This window comes from Kitasatospora herbaricolor, from assembly GCF_030813695.1.
GTDB classification, from domain to species: Bacteria; Actinomycetota; Actinomycetes; order Streptomycetales; family Streptomycetaceae; genus Kitasatospora; species Kitasatospora herbaricolor.
Genome location: NZ_JAUSVA010000002.1, coordinates 6,497,433 through 6,515,122, shown reverse-complemented (window position 1 = coordinate 6,515,122; position 17,690 = coordinate 6,497,433). Strand labels below are relative to the sequence as shown.

The window sequence follows — 17,690 nt, the reverse complement described above, 5'->3', positions numbered from 1 at the left end:
GACGGCGGGGCTCCGAAGTGGACGGTCGGGTCAGACGGCGCCGAACTCGCCGCGCGCGGCGGCGGCCACGAACGCCCGCCAGGCGCCGGCGGCGAACACCAGGGCGGGCCCCTCGGGGTCCTTGGAGTCGCGGACGGGCATCACGCCGTCGAAGCCGGGGGCCACCTCGATGCACTGGCCACCCCCGTTGCTGTAGGAACTCTTCAGCCAGGGAGCGCCGGACAGGTCGACATCGGTGGAGGTCATGATGGGCAGTTCCTTCCGTAAGGCGCGGACCATGGCCAAGGAGTCGGCCCGCGAGAGGGCCTCAACCTGAAGCCGATCGTAGTCCTTGGCCCATCCCGCAACTGCTTCTGTTTCGCTCTCCAGGAAGCCACGTGCCAGAGTCTCCGTGTACCCGAGGAGGGTTCGGCCACGCATCGTCAGCAGCGTTACGGGCATGGTGAACGGGACCCGCTCGCCGAGGTCGAACGGCGCCACCTGAAGAATCACATTCGGTCGCCGGGCGATCTGCTCCAGGTGGCGCAACTGCCCGGCCATGACCCCCGGGCCACCCACCGTTCGCCGGAGACAGCTCTCGTCGAGGACGGCATGGACGACAGGTGCCGCAGCGCGGTACAGAAGGCGCTGCCGCGCGAGCCGGAAGGCCAATCGCTCGTCGGCCTGCCTCTGGGTGATCTCGCCGCGCGCAGCGGCCGCGTTCACCAATGCTGCCGCGTAGGACTCGGTCTGGAGCAGCCCCGGCACCACACTCAGCTCGAAGAGCTGCACTGCTGCTGCCTCGGCCTCACGGGCTGCGTACTCCGGAAAGCCGTCGCTCAGCGAGCTGTGTCCGAGATGCCACCACATGAGCGCGAGCGTGCCACCCGTCTCCAGTGCGTCATCGGCCAACTTGGCGAAGCGCACGGGTGGGGTGCGCTCGGCCCTCTCAACATAGGAGACATAGGCACCGGAGTAGTTCAGGAGTTCGCCTAACTGACCTTGCGTCAACCCCCTTGCCTCCCTTGACCTGCGCAGCTGCACGCCGAAGGCAGCGAGCGGAGACGCCGAAGGGTCAAGATCCCGCCGATTCATCGGACCTCCAAATCAACAGACCTTCCTGTCAATTCAAATTCCTTCCGATCGTAGAGCGCCGCGCCGATCATTGGTGGCAGAAAGCAACAGGATCACCACGGAGTGCCACCTATGACCGAAGAGCAGCAGCGTGACCAGCCCGGAACGACAGCCGATCGCAGAGCCTTCCCCCCGTGCGAGTGCGGCGGCCGCCGCTGCGGCGGCCGCCCCGAGGCCGGGCTCAGGCTCACCAGCCCGTACCCGCCGGTCGCGGCCGCGGCCGGCCGTTCGACGCCGCCGACCGTCCCGTACGTTCCCCGACGGGTGGGCGAACTCGTGCTCGACGCGCTGAGCGGGCGGCTCGGGACCTTCATGGACCGGATCGGGAAGGCGGTCTACCTCCGGCCGGAGTCCGGCGGCGCGGAGTGGGAGGCCGATCCCGGCTGGATCGAGCGGCCGCCCAAGGGGCTCGGGACGAAACTGTCCGAGCGGAACCGGGACAGCCGGCTCAACTCCGGTACTGCGGAGCCGGCATGAGGCCCGCACCGCGTCCGGTGGCGGCGCCGGCCGCCACCGTCGTGGTCGTCGCCGTCAGCGGCGCCGTCGCCTTCGGTGCGGCCTGGCCGATCCGGGACGGGCCGGCGGGGACCACCGGTCTGGTCGCGCTGCTGACCTTCGGGATCTCGCTCATGGTGGGGGTCTCGGTGTCCGAACCGGTGATGCGCCGGGTGGCCGCAGACCCGGCCGGGGCGGCGCCGGACGCGGGGCGGGACTCGGTGTCGGACCCGGGGCGGTGTGCCGGGCCGCCCCCGCCGTGGGTGTCCGGCCCGGCGCCGGCCCCGGCACCGGCGCCGACGGCGGAGCGGTCGCCGGTGGCCGCCCCGGACGGCGAACGGCGGCGCGCCGACCGGTGTTTCGGCTGCCTCCGGCTGGAGGAGGTGGCCGGTTCGGGCCAACTGACCGTGGCCGATTCGACCGTCCCGCTGCACCTGTGCCGGTGGTGCCTGGAACATGTGGAGGGCTGGCACGCCCGGGAGGCGGCCCGGCTCCGGACGGAGCGCGAGCCGGCCTCCCGTGGCTGAGGCGGGCGCGGGCGGACAGGGTCGGCCCACGCCAAGCCCACGCCAAGCCCACCCCAGGCCCGCGATCAGCGCGCGATCAGCCCGCGATCAGCCCGCGATCAGCTTCGGCAGCTCGGTGATCGAGGCCAGGACGTGGGTCGCGCCGTCCGCGCGCAGCCGCTCCTCGCCGTGGGCGCCGGTGAGGACACCCGCGACGATCGGGGCGCCGGAGCGGGTGCCGGTGAGCATGTCGTAGCCGGTGTCGCCGGCGACGGCGATCTGCCGGACGGAGTCGGTGCCGGTGCGGAGCAGCGCGGTGAGCACCATGTCCGGGTAGGGGCGGCCGCGGCCTGCCTCGGACGGGCAGAGGGTGAGGTCGGCGATGCTCTGCCAGCCGAGGGCGTTCAGGATGCTGTCCTGGGTGGAGCGGGAGAAGCCGGTGGTGAGGACCACCTTCCGGCCCTGGCCGCGGAGTTCGGCGATGGCCTCGGCGGCGCCGGGGATGGCGGCGCAGTGCCCGGCGCCGACCAGGTCGTGGTAGGCCTCCTCGAACGCGAGGTTGGCGCGCTGGGCCTTCTCCTCCTCGCCGAAGAGGTGCCGGAAGACCGAGATCTTGGACTCGCCCATGGTGGCGTGGACGTGCTCCAGCATGCGCCCGTGCTCGGGGCTGTCGGCCTCGACCCCGAGGGCGGCGGCGGCGGAACGGAAGGCCAGCTCGACCAGGCCGTCGTCGGCGACGGTGGTGCCGGCCATGTCGAGGACGACCAGACGGATGTCGGTGCTCATGGTCAGGTTTCCTTAGGGATCGGTGCGTTCGGGTGCGAGGGGAGCAGGTCGGGCGGGGTGCGGGGGCGGGCCTCAGAGGCCGGCGAGGTCCGCGGTGCTCTCGGCGATGGCCGGCGAGCAGGTCATGCCGCGCCCGCCGGGGCCGGTGACCAGCCAGACGCCGCCGCGCAGTTGCTCGCGGTGGACGACCCGGGAGCTGTCGGTGCACTGGGCGTAGACGCCGGCCCAGCGGCGGCGGATCCGGGGCAGGCGCCGGCCGAGCAACTCCTCGGCGACGGAGACGAGGTGCTCGTACGGCGCCTCGTCGACGTCGAAGGCGAACGGGTGCTCGTACTCGTGGGTGTCGCCGATGGTCAGGCCGCCGTCCTGGCGCTGGACCATCAGCAGCTGCATCTTGTGCTCGGCCGCGACCGGCGGCTGCGGCTGGACGGCCTTCAGCTGCTCCAGCGCGTCGCCGGCGAAGGCGGGGTAGTAGCGGAAGCTGTCGCCGTCGGCGACGGAGGTGGTGAGCGGCTCGTCCAGCGGGTCGGTCTGCATCATCTGCAGGCGGACACGGCGGACCGGCAGTTCGGGGGCGAGTTCGCGGATCAGGCCGCCGGTCCAGGCGCCGGTGCAGAGGATCACCAGGTCGCCGGTGTGCACGTCGCCGTGGTCGTCGCGGACGGCGTTCTCGCCGATCACCTCGCGCACCTCCCGCCCGGGGAGGAAGGTGTAGCGGCCGGTGGCCTGCATGGCCGCGCGCAGCGCGGGCTGGGCGGTCCGCGGCTCGACGGCGCCGTCCTGGCCGCACCACAGGGCGCCGAGCAGCTTGCCGCGCAGGGCGGGGTTGGCGGCCTTGGTCTGCGCCGGGTCCAGCAGGCGGTAGCCGCGGGCGGCGGCGTCCGGCAGGGTCGTGGCGTGCTCGGCGACGGCCAGTTCGGCCTCGGTCCGGATCGCGGTGAGCGAGCCGTTGGCCCGGAAGCCCAGGGCGGGCACCTGCTCGCCGATCCGCTCCCACAGTTGGCGGGCGCGCAGTGCGGTGGCGAGTTCCTCGCCGCCGGCGCGTCCGCTGACCCAGACCAGCCCGAAGTTGCGGACGGACGCGCCGCGCGCCTCGGCCTCGCGCTCCAGGTGGACGACCTCGTGGCCGCGCTCGACGGCCTGCCAGGCGTGCATGCTGCCCAGGACGCCTGCTCCTACAACGATGATTCTCATGCGGCCAGGCTGTCGCCTGGAGGTGGCCGCGAGGGGTCCGGATCGCGGCGCGCAGGTGAATGGCCCAGAAAGTTGTACAGACAACACGACCTTGATCACCGGATTCACCGGAGCTGGACGGCTCCCCCGGACGGCTCCCCCGGACGGGCCGGCCCGGGATCGGCGGACCCGCTCACCCGCACCCGCTCACCCGCACCCGCCCGGGCTCAGCGCAGGACCGTCGCCCGCAGGTAGTTGCGCCGCCCGAAGTGCGGCTCGTCCACCGCCGTCAGCTCCTCCACCTGGAGCCGGTAGAGCGCCGCGGCCCCCGCCCCGGTGAGGAACTGCTCGCGGACGTCCGGATCCTGGGCGAACGAGGGGTAACGGCCCTGGTACGCGGCGAGGGCCGCCTCCGCCTGCCGTCCCCACGCCTCGCAGGCGCTGCCGGTCAGCTGGACGCCGCGCAGCTGCTCGCCGAAGACCGGCGGCGGCAGGAAGACGGTGGCGGCGGCTCTGGCCTCCTCCGCGAGATGCAGGCTGTGCCGGGTGGAGCGCTCGCTGACGAAGTAGAGGACGAGGTCCTCGTCGTAGGCGAAGAAGGCCAGGTTGGCGTGCGGCCCGCGCTCGGGGCCGGCGGTGGCCAGGGTGAGCACCATGCTCTCGGCCAGGATGCCTTCGACGCCCTTGCGGAACTCCTCGGCGGGCCACTCGCCCTGCGTGATGTCGAGCCGGTACGGCATGGCGCATCCCTCCGCTGGAACGACAGAGCCGGGCGTGGACCCCGCTGTTCGGGGGCCCTCGCCCGGCTCACATGCTCTCCCCGCCGGCCCGGCCGCACAAGAGTGGCGGACGACCGTCGGGATCAGTCCGCCGGCATCCGCGCCGGGGTCTCGCGGGGCGCACCCGAACCGCTCGGACCGGCACCCAGCAGCGCGCCGAGCGGCCCCGCGCGCCCCCGGTCCACCAGCGGGGCGGCGCGGCCGGCGGCCAGCGCGAGCGGCACCCCCACGGCGGTGCCGACCAGCGCGCCGACCAGCACGTCGTGCGGGTAGTGCACGCCGACCCAGACCCGGGAGAGGCCCATCAGGGCGGCCGCGATCCAGCCGGTCCAGGCCAGGGCGGTCAGCCCGAGCCCGCGGAAGGCGAACCAGAGCGCCGCGGCGGCCGCGAAGGCGATCACCGTGTGATTGCTGGGGAAGGACCAGTCGCCGGCGCCCGGGCAGGTCTCCAGCGAAACGGTGCCGGCGATCTGGGCGCAGGGGCGGACCTCCTCCACCAGGCTCTTGAAAACGGAGTTGACGAGGTACGCCACGATCACGACGAACGGCGAGGCCAGTACCCGGGCCAGCACCACGGAGTCGGCGCCGCGGGCCCGCCACCAGGCGTACAGCATGAGCAGCGCGAACAGGCCGAGCCCGACCGCCGACCAGACCTTGACCAGCTCGTCCAGCCAGTGCGGGGCCCGGTCGGCCCAGCCGACGACCCGGCTGTAGAGGCCGCCGTCGATGCCGCTGCCGTCGTAGGCGAGCAGCGCGCGCGGCCCGGCCGGGAGCCCCGGGGGCGGGGTGGCGGTCACTCGCCACCCCCGCCACGGCGCCCCTTACGGGCGCGGAACAGTTCGAGAACAATGGGAATCACGGAGACAACTACTACCAGACCGATGATGGGTAGCAGATAACGGTCGATATCCGGCACGGAGGATCCGAGGGCGTAGCCGGCCATCGTCACCCCGACGGCCCACACCGTGCCGCCCACCACCTGCCAGAGGGTGAAGGTGCGCAGCGGCACGTCGAGGACGCCGCAGAGCGGGTTGAGCACGGTGCGCACGACCGGGATGAAACGGGCCAGCACGATCGCCTTGCCGTAGCCGTAGCGGGCGAGCAGTTCCTCGGCGCGCAGGACGCCGTGATGGAGGCTCCTGCTGCTCGACCGGCGCAGCAGGGCGTGCCCGCCCTGGCGGCCGATCAGGTAGCCGACCTGGGCCCCCACGAGTGCGCCGAGCACGGCGGCCGGGAGCACCTGGTAGAGCTGGAGCCGGGGGCCGTCGGTGGCGCCGGGGACGCAGAGCAGGCCGGCGGTGAAGAGCAGCGAGTCGCCGGGCAGGAAGAAGCCGACCAGCAGGCCGGTCTCGGCGAACAGGATGACGGCGATGCCCAGGGCGCCGAAGGCGGCCAGCAGGGAGGAGGCGTCCAGCAGGTTCACCGCGAGCGCTTCGTGCCCGCCGTGCCCCGGGCCGGGGAGGGCCGGGGCGGCGAGGCCCCGGGCGTGCTCCTGCAGGGCCTGCGCCTGGGCGGCGGACCAGGTGTACACCGACGACCGGAACACGGCGGGCGGACCTCCCGTACGTTGGGGGCGGCCCTGCGGGTCGCGCTCGGACCGTCTACAGTGACGTAGACGGTCTACGAGACTGTAGACGACAGCTGGAGGAAACGTCGACATGAGTGAAGCGCCGTCGGCCCGTCGTTCCTCCGGGGAGCTGGAGGCCCAGGTGCTGGTCGCCCTCTGGGCCGCGGAGCACCCGCTGACCCCGCAGGACGTCCAGGCCGCCCTCGGCACCGGGCTCGCCCGGACCACCGTCGCCACGATCCTCGCCCGGCTGCACGAGAAGGGCACGGTCGAGCGGACCAGGGCGGGCCGGGCGTACGCCTACGTCCCGACCGTCCAGGACCCGGCCGGCCTGGCCGCCCGCCGGATGCGCACCGAGCTGGAGCGCGGGTCCGACCGCTCCACCGTACTGGCGCGCTTCGTCTCCGACCTCTCGGACGAGGACGAGCGGATGCTGCGCGACCTCCTCGGGGACCGCGCCGGCGGCCCGTCCGGCTCCCCGGGATCCCCCGGCGCACCGGGCTCCCGCGTCCCGGTCGAAACGCCGGACGGCCCGGACGGCTCCGCCGGAGCCCCCGGCACGACCGGCGGGAGCGGGGCGAACAGGGCGACCGGCACGGACCGCTCCGCGGCGGAAGACGTGCCGCGATGACCGTCGCCGTCTGGGTGCCGCTGCTGCTCCCCTTCCTCGCGGCGCCGGCCGCCCGGCTGCTCGCCCGGGCGCTGCCGCCGCCGGCCGCCGCCCGGATCCTGACCGGCACCGCGGCCCTGCTCGCCGCGGCCACCCTCTGCTCGCTCGGCCTGCTGGCCGCCACCGGCCTGCTCCGGCTGCCGCCGGTCGCCGCCCTCGGCCACCTCTCCCCGCGCTGGATCGCCGCCGGAGCCCCCGGCGGCGCGCCGGTCGCGGGCCTCGCCGGCCTGGCCCTCGCCACCGCGGCGGCCCTCGCCCTGCGGATCGCCCGGCGCCACCGCCGGGACCTGGCCCGCGCCCGCGCCGCCCTCGGCGACCCGGCCCGCCCCGCGAGGAGCCTGTCCCCCGGCGCCCTCGCCGCCCTCCTCGGCACCTCCGTGGCCGGCCCCGCCGCGCGGCTCAGGGCCCGGTCCCGGCCCGCCGCCCCCGCCGAGCACCCGCTCGCCGTCCTCGCGGACGACCGCGCCGACGCCTTCGCGCTGCCCGGGCGCCCGGGGCGGGTGGTGGTCACCGGCGGGATGCTGCGCGCCCTGTCCGCCCCCGAACGCGCCGCGCTGCTCGCCCACGAGCGCGCCCACCTGACCGGGCGCCACCACCTCTTCCTGGCCGCCGCCGAGTACGCGGCCGTGGTCCACCCCGCCCTGCGGACGCTGCGCGCGCCCATCGGCTACCAGCTGGAACGCTGGGCCGACGAGGCCGCCGCCGCAGCCGTCGGCGACCGGACGGTGACCGCCCGCGCGGTCGGCCGCGCGGCCCTGGCCGCCGGGCACGCCCCCCGGCCGGACCGGCCCGGCCTCGCCCCGGCCGCCCACGCCGGCCCGGTGCCCCGCCGGGTGGCCGCGCTGCTGGACCCTCACCCGCGGCCCCGGACCGGACGCCGCGCGGCCGCGTTCGTGCTCGCCACCTGCCTGTCCGTCACCCTCACCGCGGCGCTGGACGCCACCACCGACCTGCACCGGGCGGTCGAGGCCGCCCGGAGCGCCGGCGCGGCCGGGCGCTGACGGCCGCTCACCGTGCCGGGCCGGACCCCCGAGGCCTGCTGGACAGGGTCCGGGCGGCCGCCCAGAATGACCGCAAGAGGTGAAGGTCTGCGCGAACGTGCAGGTCATACCGGTCGGTAGGTCACATTTGCGCACGGGACCCCCGCCGACCGTGCTCCCGCCGTACGCTTTCGGCAACGCGTCAACGACGAGGTAGCGACGGTTCGCGGCTAGGGGGAGCGGTGCGGCAGACCCGGCGGCACACTCGACGACCGGCCGGCGCGGCCCCGGCCCCCGCCCCCGGCGGGCCCGAACTCGCCGCCGTCCACGACGCCGCCACCGGCGGTGGCGAACTCCCCGCCGACGGCCGCCCCGAGACCGGCCCCCGGCCCGAGATCGGCGACTCCTGGGCCCGGCTGCGCCGGCTCGGCCTCGACCCCGACCGGGGCGCCGCCACCGTCCATCTCGGCCCCGCCGAGGTGGAGCACCGGCGTCGTGCCAGCGGGCTGGACGAGGTGATCGGCATCCTGCGGGACTCGCTGCTGGACTCCACCGGGGACTGCCCGCTGATCCTCGCCATCGCCGACGCCGAGGGCCACGTCCTGTGGCACGAGGGCGAGCGGCAGCTGCGCCGCAGCGCCGACCGGATCGGCTTCCTGATCGGCGCCCGCTGGGTCGAGGAGAACGTCGGCACCAACGGCATCGGTACCGCTTTGCGCGCCGGCCGGCCGATGCAGGTGCACTCCGCCGAGCACTACCTGCGCAGCCACCACGCCTGGACCTGCTTCGCGGCCCCGGTGCACGAGCCCCGGACCGGCCGGCTGGCCGGCGTGATCAACATCAGCGCCCCGGCCCAGCACGCCCGGCCGTACCTGCTGCAGCTGACCATGACCGCCGCCCGGCTGGCCGAGGCCGAGCTGCGGGCCCGCCGGCTGGAGGCCCTGCACCAGCTGCGGACGGTGGCCACCCCGCTGCTCGCCAAGGTGAACGGCCCGGCGCTGGTGGTGGACGACGACGGCTGGACGGCGGCCGCGGCCGGCCTGCCCCCGACCGACCGGCTGCGGCTGCCGGCCGAGGGGTGGGGTTCGGCCGCCGTGCACTGGCTTCCCTCGCTCGGGGAGTGCGCCGTCGAACCGCTCGCCGACGGCTGGTTGGTCCGGCCCGTGCACTCGCTGGGCCGCACCGCCCTGGACGAGCGGTCCGGGGCCACCGAGCAGACCGAGGGCGCCAGGCTGCGGCTGGACCTGCGCCGCCCGGACCGCCCCGAGCTGTCGGTGGAGGGCGCGGCGGGCACCTGGTCGCACGGCCTCAGCCCGCGCCACGCGGAGTTGCTGCTGCTGCTCGCCACCCACCGGGACGGCCGCAGCGCGGCCCAGCTGGCCGAGGCCCTGTTCGGCGATCCGGCCCGTACGGTGACCGTCCGGGCCGAGCTCTCCCGGCTGCGGCGCTACCTGGGCGGCCTGCTGGTCCACCGGCCGTACCGCTTCGCACCCACCGTGACCGTCGGCGTGATCGGCCCGGACGATCCGTACGACCTGCTGCCCGGCTCCACGGCGCCCGCCGTCCGCCGGCTGCGCGCCCGGCTCGCCGCCGGGACGGTACGGCTGCCGGCCCCGCCGGACGCGGTGCGCACCCCGGCCGCCGGGCGGCCGCCGGACGTAACGGTTCACCCGGACGGCGGGCACGCGCCCGTGCTCACACGCCCCCGAGTTTCCTGAATCCGAGTTTCCTGAATCCGAGTTTCCTGAACCCGGACTGCCTGAATCCGGACTGCCTGAACCCGCGCCTCCTGAACCCGGGCAGGCCGTGCGGCCCGGTCAGCCGACCCTGGGCGCCCGGGTGCCGACGGCACGCCGGCCGGCCCGGCGGCGGTCAGTCGGTGGGGAAGCCCCCGGCGAGCAGCGCGGCCAGCTGGGCGTCGGTCGGCCCGCAGGAGGCCTCGGCCGCCTCCGACACCTGCGCGTACGTCCGGTCCAGCCAGTCCTGGACCTTGGACTTGGCGACCTCCAGCAGCGCGCTGCCGTGCGGCGACTCCAGCGCCACGTGCAGCGTCGCCCCGTGGCAGGGGCAGTACGCGGGCCAGAGCTTGACGTCGCCCTGCCCGCTCAGGGTGGTGAGACCGTCCCGCAGCAGCTCCCGCGAGAAGACCCAGTCCGCCTCGTCGGGCCGGCCGAGGTGGAAGGTCAGCAGCACCTCGTACGGGCGCTGCGGGTCGAACCGGAACCGGGTGCTGACTTCTCCGACAGCTTCGTCGCCGAGCGCGATGCGCATGGTCAGCACCTCCTCCACCGCCGCCGGAGCGGCGGTGGAGCCTTCCTCATCGCCGCCCGTGGGGGTAGCGGCGAGAGAGGCATCGGAGGGTGCGGGCAGAGGGTCGCGCGGCATGACTATCTCTCCGGTACGGCTTGGAATTGCACCAGCGTGCGCCATCCGGCCGGGGACGGCAAGGGTTGCAAGGAGGTTGCAACAATCGCGCCGGGCACCGGGCAGATCGTCCGACGGTCCGTCAACTGTTCTGCGTGCGAGGACGGTCCGTCCGACGGCCGGCTTCGCGCGCGGTCCGGCGACGATCCCCTCCGCCGCTGGTACTCTCGTGCCTCCGGCCCGCGCGGGCACGGCCGCGAGCCCGTTGCTTCCTCACGGGTCCGGCCCCGGGGCCCGTCGCGGATCGCGGCGGGCGGCACACGGAGGGAAGGGAGTCCGGTGGCTCTCCGTAAGGACCCCGAGGCGGCACCTCGCCCGGACGAGCGGCCTGCGCCGCAGGGCCGGCACAGCCGTCCCAAGCCCTTCGGCGGCCGCCTGCGCCTGCCCACCCTGCGTTTCTCCGGCGCCGCGATGGCGATGTCCACCGTGGTCGGGCTCAGCATCGCCACCACCTGGCTGCTGAACGAGCAGCAGGCCGTGGGGCGGCGGGCCGGCTTCGCCACGGTCGGGGCCACCCCGCCGCCGGCTCCCGGTACCGACGGCGACTCCCGGGCCCACTCCGACGCCGGGCACTCCCCGGCCGCCGGCGCCGAACCCTCCGTCCGGGCGATCGGGCCCGGCACGGGCACGCCCGGCTCGCGAAACGCCGAACGGACCACCCCGCCGCCGCTCGCCGGCCAGGCGCCCACGCCGGCGCCCACCGCCACGGCCGCGCCCTCCGCCACGGCGGCCGCCCCCTCCGCGCCCGCACCGGTACCACCGCCGAGCGCCGGCCCCACCCCGGAGGGCCTGCGGCCGCCGGGCGGCCTGACGGAAGCGGAGTGCCTGCTGCAGTCGACCGCGAGCCCCGGCCCGGTCGGCCCGCAGTTCGGGCCCCCCGGCATCGGGGCGCGCCCGTTCGGGCCGCCGCTGGTCCAGTCCCCGCCCGCGGTACCGCCGGCCATGACGCAGTCCGCCGTGACGGGGCCGGCCGCCCCGCTGTCCGTGCCCGGGCAGTCCGTGTCGCAGCAGTCCGTGCCGCAGCAGTTCGTGCCCCGGCCCGGGGCTGCCGTGCCGGCACCCGCACGCCCCGCGGGGCCGGGTACGCCCTCGGCGACCGCACCCGCCCAGGGCGCGGCCCGGCCGCACGCGGCGCACCCGTACGCGCCCGGCCAGAACCCGGCCGACCCCTTCCCCGCCGACCGCTTCCCGGTCGGCCCGCACGCCGCCGGCCAGTACTCGACCGCGCAGCACGCGACCGGCCAGAACCCGACCGCTCAGGACCCGACCGCTCAGAACCCCGCCGACGCCCAGGCTCCCGACCTCGCGCTCACCGGCGCGGCCAGCGTCCGCTCGCTCGGCCAGGACGGCACCCGCCACCTGCTCGGCCTCACCGTGACCGAGCCGCTGACCGCGCTCCAGGCCGAGTTCCGGCTCAGCCCGGCCGAGGTCGTGCACGGCACCACGGCGTGGACCAACCTGGCGGGTGCCGTGATGACCACCTCCCAGGAGCACGGCGCCCGGGTCTACCGCTTCGCCTCCCCCGTCGGGGTGGACGTCCCGCCCGGGCAGTACACCTTCGGGGTGCGGGGCGTGCTGCCCGCCGCCGGACCTGGCAGGGCGAAGGCCGAGACCTGGACGGCCTCCGCCTTCGGCATCCTGGACCCGCGCGCGGTGGCCGCCATCGGCGCCTTCGAGGCCGTGCCCGCCGGTCCGGTCGCTCCGGGTGCGCCCTCGGCGCCCGCCGCCCGCCCGTCCCTCGTCCCCGGGCGCTGACTCCGCCTCAACCACCGTTCCGAGGCGGCCGGGCGGCAGTCCCGGGCTCCGTCCCGCCACGTCGCCGGCCCGCCCTGAGCGGTACCGGCGACGGCGTGCCGTCCGGTCCGACGATCCGACAGAACCCGGCCCGTCGGCCGGTCACTTTGCCACACGCGTTCGTTACTGTGGATCCCGTCGGCGCGTCGGCCGCGCCGGCCTCCCAAACGCATCCCAGGAGGATCCCGTGACCACGGTCCTGACCCAAGGCGGCAACGCGCCGCTGACCGCCGCGCGGGTGACCGTCGAGGTGACCGCACCCAAGGCGCTGGACGTCTCGGGTCTGCTGCTGACCGACGCCGGGAAGGTCCGCTCGGACGCGGACTTCGTCTTCTTCAACGCCCCGAACGGCCCGGGTGTCTCGCACAGACCGGCGAGCGGCGGCGCGGCGGACGCGATCACCATCGACACCCGTGCCGTCCCGGCCGGCATCACCAAGATCGTGGTGACGGCCAGCCCCGACGAGGCGGGCACGACCTTCGCCGGCATCGAGCCGACCGCGACCGTGCGGGACGCCGACACCGGCGCCGTGCTGGTCACCTTCACCCCGCCGCGGCTCGACCGCGAGACCGCGCTGGTCGTGGTCGAGGTCTACCAGCGCGGCGGCGCCTGGAAGGTCCGCGCCGTCGGCCAGGGCTACGCCAACGGCCTGGCGGGCATCGCCACCGACTTCGGCGTCTCGGTCGAGGAGGAGCCGGCCCCGGCGGCCCGGGCCGCGCAGACCCCGCCGCCGCCCGCGCAGGCGCCGGCCACGCAGGCCCCGCCGATGCCGAACACGCCCCCAGCCGCGCCCCCGGCGCCGGCCACCGCGCCCTCCTTCACCAAGGTCACGCTGGACAAGGGCCGGGTGAACCTGGTCAAGGGCGGGTCGGTCTCGCTGGAGAAGAACGGCAAGCCGTTCCTGTCCTCGGTCCGGATGGGCCTGGGCTGGGAGCCCGCCCGGGGCGGGCGCAACGTCGACCTGGACGCCTCCTGCATCGCCTTCGACGCCCAGCGGAACAAGATCGAGACCGCCTGGTTCATGAAGCTGTCGATCTTCAACGGCGCGATCGCGCACTCCGGCGACAACCTCACCGGCGAGGGGACCGGCGACGACGAGTCGATCACCGTCCACCTGGACGGGCTGCCGCCCGAGGCGGTCGGCCTGGTCTTCGTGGTCAACTCCTTCTCCGGCCAGAAGTTCACCGACGTGAAGAACGCCTACTGCCGGCTGCTGGACGCCGGCAGCGGCCAGGAGCTGGTGCGGTTCGACCTGACCAGCTCGGAGCCGCACACGGGCGTGGTGATGTGCAAGCTGGTCCGCCAGTTCTCCGGCGAGTGGGTGATGACGGCGATCGGCGAGTACGTGGACGCCAAGACCGCCCGCGCCATGGTCAAGCCCGCCTCCGCGATGCTCTGAACCACCAGGTGCCCGGTGCCCCGCCCGGCGCGGCGGGGCACCGGGCACCGTCGCGTCCGGGCCGCCCTCCACGGGCACTTGACCGGGCGGTTCGAGGTTGGGCCGTCCGGCCGACTAGAATCACCCCTTGAGCCTGCGGACCAGAGGCCCGGCTCAGCAGGTGCGGAGAGGCGTCCACCCGGCCTGATGCCGTCCCCGCACCCGAGGAAAAGTCACGTGAGCAACGAGCAGTCCGTCCCGGTCGTCCAGATCGTCAACGAGGCCGGGCGCCGGCGCACCTTCGCCGTCATCAGCCACCCCGACGCCGGCAAGTCCACCACCACCGAGGCCCTCGCCCTGCACGCGCGGGCGATCACCTCGGCCGGTGCGGTGCACGGCCAGGGCGCCCGCAAGGGCGTGACCAGCGACTGGATGGAGCTGGAGCGCGAGCGCGGCATCTCGGTCACCTCGGCCGCCCTGCAGTTCGGCTACCGCGGCCACGTGATGAACCTGGTCGACACCCCCGGCCACGCCGACTTCTCCGAGGACACCTACCGGGTGCTGGCGGCCGTCGACTGCGCGATCATGCTGGTCGACGCGGCCAAGGGCCTGGAGGAGCAGACCCGCAAGCTGTTCGCGGTCTGCCGCCACCGCGGCGTCCCGGTGATCACCTTCATCAACAAGTGGGACCGCCGAGGCCGCGAGGCGCTCACCCTGCTGGAGGACATCGAGACCCACCTGGGCATCACCCCGGTGCCGGTGGTCTGGCCGGTCGGCGGCGCCGGGGACCTGCGCGGGCTGGTCCAGGCCTCGGACACCGAGCAGATGCTCCGCTACACCAAGGTGCCCGGCGGCACCCACGCCGCCCTGGAGGAGGTGCTGACCGCCGAGCAGGCCACCGAGCGCGAGGGCGAGGCCTGGGAGACCGCGCTGGAGGAGCTGGAGCTGGCTCTCTCCTCCGGCCCCGGGTACGACCAGGAGGCCTTCGAGGCCGGCAAGATCAGCCCGGTCTTCTTCGGCTCGGCGCTGAGCAACATCGGCGTGAAGCTGCTGCTGGACGCCGTCGTCGACCTCGCCCCCTCCCCCGCCGCCCGGCCGCTGGCCAAGGGCGGCAGCCGCGAGGTCACCGAGGAGTTCTCGGGCCTGGTGTTCAAGATCCAGGCCAACATGGACCCGGCGCACCGCGACCGGATGGCCTTCGTCCGGGTCTGCTCCGGCGTCTTCGAGCGCGGCATGAACGTCACCCGCGCGGCCAGCGGCCGCTCCTTCGCCACCAAGTACGCGCAGACCGTCTTCGGCGCCGAGCGCACCGTGGTCGACACCGCCTACCCGGGCGACGTGGTGGGCCTGATCAACGCCAGCGCCCTGCGGGTCGGCGACACCCTGTACACCGGCAAGAAGGCGGAGTTCCCGGCCCTGCCCGCCTTCGCCCCGGAGTACTTCGCGGTGGCCCGGCCGAAGGACATCAGCCGCTCCAAGCAGTTCCGCAAGGGTGTCTCCCAGCTGGACGAGGAGGGCGTGGTCCAGGTGCTGGTCTCGGACCGCCGCGGTGACCAGGCCCCGGTGATGGCGGCCGTCGGCCCGATGCAGTTCGACGTGGTGCTGCACCGGATGGAGCACGAGTTCTCCTCCCCGATCACCCTCGACCGGCTCTCCTACAAGCTGGCCCGGGTCACCGACCCCGAGGGCGCCGCGGAGCTGGCCAAGGCCCGGCTGACCGACGCCGAGGTGCTCGTCCGCCGCTCGGACAACGCCCTGCTGGCCCTGTTCGCCGACAAGTGGCACCTGAGCGCCTTCCAGCGCGCCAAGCCCGACATCCTGCTCCAGCCGCTGATCGCCACCGCCGACTAGGCTCCGCGCCCGGCACGCCGCGCACGCCCTGACCGCCCCCGTCCGGCCCCGGACGGGGGCGGTCGCGTGCGGTGACCCGGAGCGCCCCGGCGGCCGCTCCGCGAGCTGCCGCCGTCCGGCCCGGACCGACGGCTTCACTGCGCCGCGACCGCGGCCAGCCGCTCCCGCCAGCCGCTCCCGCCAGCCGACCCGCCCGCCCCGGCCGACGCGGCCGCGGCCCGCTGCCGACAGGGCGCGCAGCGGCGTTCCGCGCCGAGCGGGCGGAAGGCCCGCTCACAGTCGGCGGCTTCGAGCAGGGGCAGCGGCCGTACGGCGGTCGGCATCTTGACGGCGAGGCGGCAACGGGCCAGGGCGGCAGGGCACTCGACCTGTACCGGCAGGCCGGCGGACCGGGCGATCAGGTCAGCGAACGCCGGGGACGTAGGACCGCACCCAGGCCGCCCAGTCGGACTGGAACTGCTTCAGCGGCAGCCCGGTGGCCGTGGTGATCTGCTGCTCGTACGCCTTCGGGTCGGCGTAGTGGGCCGCCACGAAGGCGAACGCCTTGTCCTCGCCGTACTTCTGGGCCAGGTACTGGACGGCGAGGGCGCTCAGCGAGTAGTTCGCGGACCGGTCCTTCGCCACGTCCGCGTAGAAGCCCAGGCTCTCCGGGAGCGTGCCACCGAAGCGGTACCCCTGGAGGGTGGCCTTCGCGTCCGCCTTGAGGAGGTCCTCCTTGCCGCGGAAGGCCAGGTATTCGGCGAAGCCCTCGACGACCCACATCCGGGTGTCCTGGAGGCCCTGGACCAGGACGGTCTCGGTGCTGAGCAGTTCGACGGTGGCGTGGCCCATCTCGTGCCGGCCGATCTCGGCGACGCCGTTCTTCCAGTCGGGGCCGGTGAAGCGGCTCAGCGAGGTGTCCATGACGATCCGGGAGCCGCCGGACTCCTTGTCCTTGGAGGTCGAGAGCGGATCGTGCACCGGGATCGGCATGTTGACGCCGGCCTCCAGGCTGTCGTTCTCCCGCCCGTCGCCCCGGTACAGCCGGTTGTAGACCTCGCGCTGCTTCTCCAGCACGATGAAGTAGCCCCGCGCGGTCTCCCGGCCGGCGGCGGGCCGCGGGCCGGACTTCTTCCACGCGTCCAGGTCGTCCTTGGCCGCCTGCGCCAGGATGTCGGCGTCGCGCTGGAGTTCGGCGGTCTGGCTCTTGTCCGAGACCACCACCAGGTGCTCGCGGGTCTCGACCGCCAGGTCCTCGTAGACGTCCCACGGGCCGGGGTAGAAGTTGTTGTCGGAGGTCTTTCCCGTCAGGCCCTTCGTGCCGCCGACCTCGGTGACCACCGGCGCGCCGACGCCCGGCTCGACCCGCCAGTTGTACGTCTCGCCGACCGGCTTGCTGTCGACGCCCTTGATCTGGTGCACGAAGGTGACCCACATGTCACCGTTCAGCGGAGCGGCGAACTGCGGCTCCCAACGGGCCTGCTCCCAAGGGATCTTGACGAGGTTGCGGAAGACCTTGCGCTGCTTCGCCTTCAAGTCGTCACTCTTGAACGGCTTGACGAACGCCTCTTCGTCCTTCGCCGCCAGTGCCGAGGTCATCCCCGCGGCGAGCTTCTCGTACGGGTTGTTCTCCCCGCTGAGGTCCACCGGGCCCGGGCGGGTGGAGATGTGGTAGACCACGAACCCCGCCCCGAGCGCGATCAGCCCGAGGACCGTCCCCAGCACGATCAGGACCGCCTTCGGCCCACGCCTGCGCGGCCGTTCCGGCGGCGGCTGGCCGTACGGCTGCGGCGGCTGCGGTACGCCGTACGGCTGCGGTGGCTGGCCGAACGGCGGCTGCGGGGCGCCCGGTCGGCCGTACGGCTGCTGCTGCGGCTGCGGCTGCGGATAGCCGTAGGACTGCTGGGGCGGACCGTACGGCGGCGACTGGGCCTGGCCCGGCTGAGGCGGATACGACATGGGACTCCCCCGTGAGAAAACGAACACGCATTCTTAGCACGGGGTCAACAACGAACCACCAACGGAAAACCGGCAGGCTGCGGGCGGCGTCGGCAGCCGTCCTCCGACTCCTCCGATCGAGTGCGTCGGATCGCCCACGGCCGGTCGGCCGCACTGCCCGGCGTGGCGTGACTCGCACCCGGAGGAGGGGCATCACGAGTGCTACGGCCAATCGGCGCTGCTACGCCCGCGCCGGG

The 17,690-nt window shown here is 74.6% G+C and carries 16 protein-coding genes; 8 read left to right on the top strand and 8 right to left on the bottom strand.

What is annotated here, in order from left to right; all coding sequences use genetic code 11:
• Positions 1-30: 30 nt before the first annotated feature.
• Positions 31-1,074, bottom strand: coding sequence for a helix-turn-helix domain-containing protein (locus J2S46_RS28635; RefSeq protein ID WP_307351577.1), 1,044 nt, complete (start codon positions 1,072-1,074; stop codon positions 31-33).
• Between the two features lie 111 nt (positions 1,075-1,185).
• Here J2S46_RS28635 and J2S46_RS28630 point away from each other — a divergent pair, with 111 nt between their 5' ends.
• Both J2S46_RS28630 and J2S46_RS28625 read left to right on the top strand, forming a co-directional pair.
• A complete protein-coding gene (locus J2S46_RS28630; RefSeq protein WP_191289881.1) occupies positions 1,186-1,590 on the top strand; it encodes a hypothetical protein in 405 nt (134 codons plus the stop codon).
• The gene (locus J2S46_RS28625; protein ID WP_191289882.1) at positions 1,587-2,135 is read left to right on the top strand and encodes a hypothetical protein; all 549 of its coding nucleotides are present in this window, start codon (positions 1,587-1,589) and stop codon (positions 2,133-2,135) included. The genes J2S46_RS28630 and J2S46_RS28625 overlap by 4 nt, the downstream gene beginning before the upstream one ends.
• An 87-nt stretch (positions 2,136-2,222) precedes the next feature.
• Here J2S46_RS28625 and J2S46_RS28620 read toward each other — a convergent pair whose 3' ends face one another.
• The 5 genes from J2S46_RS28620 to J2S46_RS28600 form a co-directional block, all read right to left on the bottom strand.
• On the bottom strand, positions 2,223-2,900 hold the full coding sequence (locus tag J2S46_RS28620) for a phosphonatase-like hydrolase (protein ID WP_191289883.1): 678 nt from the start codon (positions 2,898-2,900) through the stop codon (positions 2,223-2,225).
• A gap of 72 nt (positions 2,901-2,972) precedes the next feature.
• On the bottom strand, positions 2,973-4,094 hold the full coding sequence (locus J2S46_RS28615; RefSeq protein WP_191289884.1) for a TIGR03364 family FAD-dependent oxidoreductase: 1,122 nt from the start codon (positions 4,092-4,094) through the stop codon (positions 2,973-2,975).
• Positions 4,095-4,300: 206 nt separating this feature from the next.
• Positions 4,301-4,813: a pyridoxamine 5'-phosphate oxidase family protein gene (locus J2S46_RS28610; RefSeq protein ID WP_191289885.1), complete on the bottom strand. Its 513-nt coding sequence runs from the start codon at positions 4,811-4,813 to the stop codon at positions 4,301-4,303.
• A 122-nt stretch (positions 4,814-4,935) separates the two neighbouring features.
• Positions 4,936-5,649: a phosphatase PAP2 family protein gene (locus tag J2S46_RS28605; protein ID WP_191289886.1), complete on the bottom strand. Its 714-nt coding sequence runs from the start codon at positions 5,647-5,649 to the stop codon at positions 4,936-4,938.
• Positions 5,646-6,275 carry a DedA family protein gene (locus J2S46_RS28600; RefSeq protein WP_229912697.1) on the bottom strand — a complete coding sequence of 210 codons (630 nt, stop codon included), beginning with the start codon at positions 6,273-6,275 and terminating at the stop codon, positions 5,646-5,648. The genes J2S46_RS28605 and J2S46_RS28600 overlap by 4 nt, the downstream gene beginning before the upstream one ends.
• A 235-nt stretch (positions 6,276-6,510) precedes the next feature.
• On the opposite strand from J2S46_RS28600, the gene J2S46_RS28595 reads away from it, so the two are divergent.
• The 3 genes from J2S46_RS28595 (at position 6,511) to J2S46_RS28585 (ending at position 9,787) form a co-directional block, all read left to right on the top strand.
• On the top strand, positions 6,511-7,050 hold the full coding sequence (locus J2S46_RS28595; protein ID WP_191289888.1) for a BlaI/MecI/CopY family transcriptional regulator: 540 nt from the start codon (positions 6,511-6,513) through the stop codon (positions 7,048-7,050).
• The gene (locus tag J2S46_RS28590; protein ID WP_191289889.1) at positions 7,047-8,090 is read left to right on the top strand and encodes a M56 family metallopeptidase; all 1,044 of its coding nucleotides are present in this window, start codon (positions 7,047-7,049) and stop codon (positions 8,088-8,090) included. Before J2S46_RS28595 ends, J2S46_RS28590 begins: the two co-directional genes overlap by 4 nt.
• A 221-nt stretch (positions 8,091-8,311) precedes the next feature.
• Positions 8,312-9,787: a helix-turn-helix domain-containing protein gene (locus J2S46_RS28585; RefSeq protein ID WP_191289890.1), complete on the top strand. Its 1,476-nt coding sequence runs from the start codon at positions 8,312-8,314 to the stop codon at positions 9,785-9,787.
• A 154-nt stretch (positions 9,788-9,941) separates the two neighbouring features.
• Here the strand turns inward: J2S46_RS28585 and J2S46_RS28580 are convergent, their stop codons facing one another.
• Positions 9,942-10,454: an SsgA family sporulation/cell division regulator gene (locus J2S46_RS28580; protein ID WP_191289891.1), complete on the bottom strand. Its 513-nt coding sequence runs from the start codon at positions 10,452-10,454 to the stop codon at positions 9,942-9,944.
• Positions 10,455-10,772: 318 nt separating this feature from the next.
• Between J2S46_RS28580 and J2S46_RS28575 the strand changes: the two genes are divergently transcribed.
• From J2S46_RS28575 to J2S46_RS28565, 3 genes are all read left to right on the top strand, one after another.
• Positions 10,773-12,248, top strand: coding sequence for a hypothetical protein (locus J2S46_RS28575; protein WP_191289892.1), 1,476 nt, complete (start codon positions 10,773-10,775; stop codon positions 12,246-12,248).
• A 238-nt stretch (positions 12,249-12,486) separates the two neighbouring features.
• Positions 12,487-13,686: a TerD family protein gene (locus J2S46_RS28570; RefSeq protein ID WP_191289972.1), complete on the top strand. Its 1,200-nt coding sequence runs from the start codon at positions 12,487-12,489 to the stop codon at positions 13,684-13,686.
• Positions 13,687-13,902: 216 nt separating this feature from the next.
• Entirely contained in the window at positions 13,903-15,516 is a 1,614-nt protein-coding gene (locus tag J2S46_RS28565) for a peptide chain release factor 3 (RefSeq protein ID WP_229912683.1), read from the top strand.
• A 402-nt stretch (positions 15,517-15,918) separates the two neighbouring features.
• Here J2S46_RS28565 and J2S46_RS28560 read toward each other — a convergent pair whose 3' ends face one another.
• The gene (locus J2S46_RS28560) at positions 15,919-17,454 is read right to left on the bottom strand and encodes a gluzincin family metallopeptidase (protein WP_191289894.1); all 1,536 of its coding nucleotides are present in this window, start codon (positions 17,452-17,454) and stop codon (positions 15,919-15,921) included.
• Positions 17,455-17,690: the final 236 nt, after the last annotated feature.

Coding starts and splice junctions, on each gene's coding strand:
- J2S46_RS28635 (WP_307351577.1), bottom strand. CDS start 1,074: ATGAATCGGCGGGATCTTGACCCTTCGGCGTCTCCGCTCGCTGCCTTC.
- J2S46_RS28630 (WP_191289881.1), top strand. CDS start 1,186: ATGACCGAAGAGCAGCAGCGTGACCAGCCCGGAACGACAGCCGATCGC.
- J2S46_RS28625 (WP_191289882.1), top strand. CDS start 1,587: ATGAGGCCCGCACCGCGTCCGGTGGCGGCGCCGGCCGCCACCGTCGTG.
- J2S46_RS28620 (WP_191289883.1), bottom strand. CDS start 2,900: ATGAGCACCGACATCCGTCTGGTCGTCCTCGACATGGCCGGCACCACC.
- J2S46_RS28615 (WP_191289884.1), bottom strand. CDS start 4,094: ATGAGAATCATCGTTGTAGGAGCAGGCGTCCTGGGCAGCATGCACGCC.
- J2S46_RS28610 (WP_191289885.1), bottom strand. CDS start 4,813: ATGCCGTACCGGCTCGACATCACGCAGGGCGAGTGGCCCGCCGAGGAG.
- J2S46_RS28595 (WP_191289888.1), top strand. CDS start 6,511: ATGAGTGAAGCGCCGTCGGCCCGTCGTTCCTCCGGGGAGCTGGAGGCC.
- J2S46_RS28590 (WP_191289889.1), top strand. CDS start 7,047: ATGACCGTCGCCGTCTGGGTGCCGCTGCTGCTCCCCTTCCTCGCGGCG.
- J2S46_RS28580 (WP_191289891.1), bottom strand. CDS start 10,454: ATGCCGCGCGACCCTCTGCCCGCACCCTCCGATGCCTCTCTCGCCGCT.
- J2S46_RS28560 (WP_191289894.1), bottom strand. CDS start 17,454: ATGTCGTATCCGCCTCAGCCGGGCCAGGCCCAGTCGCCGCCGTACGGT.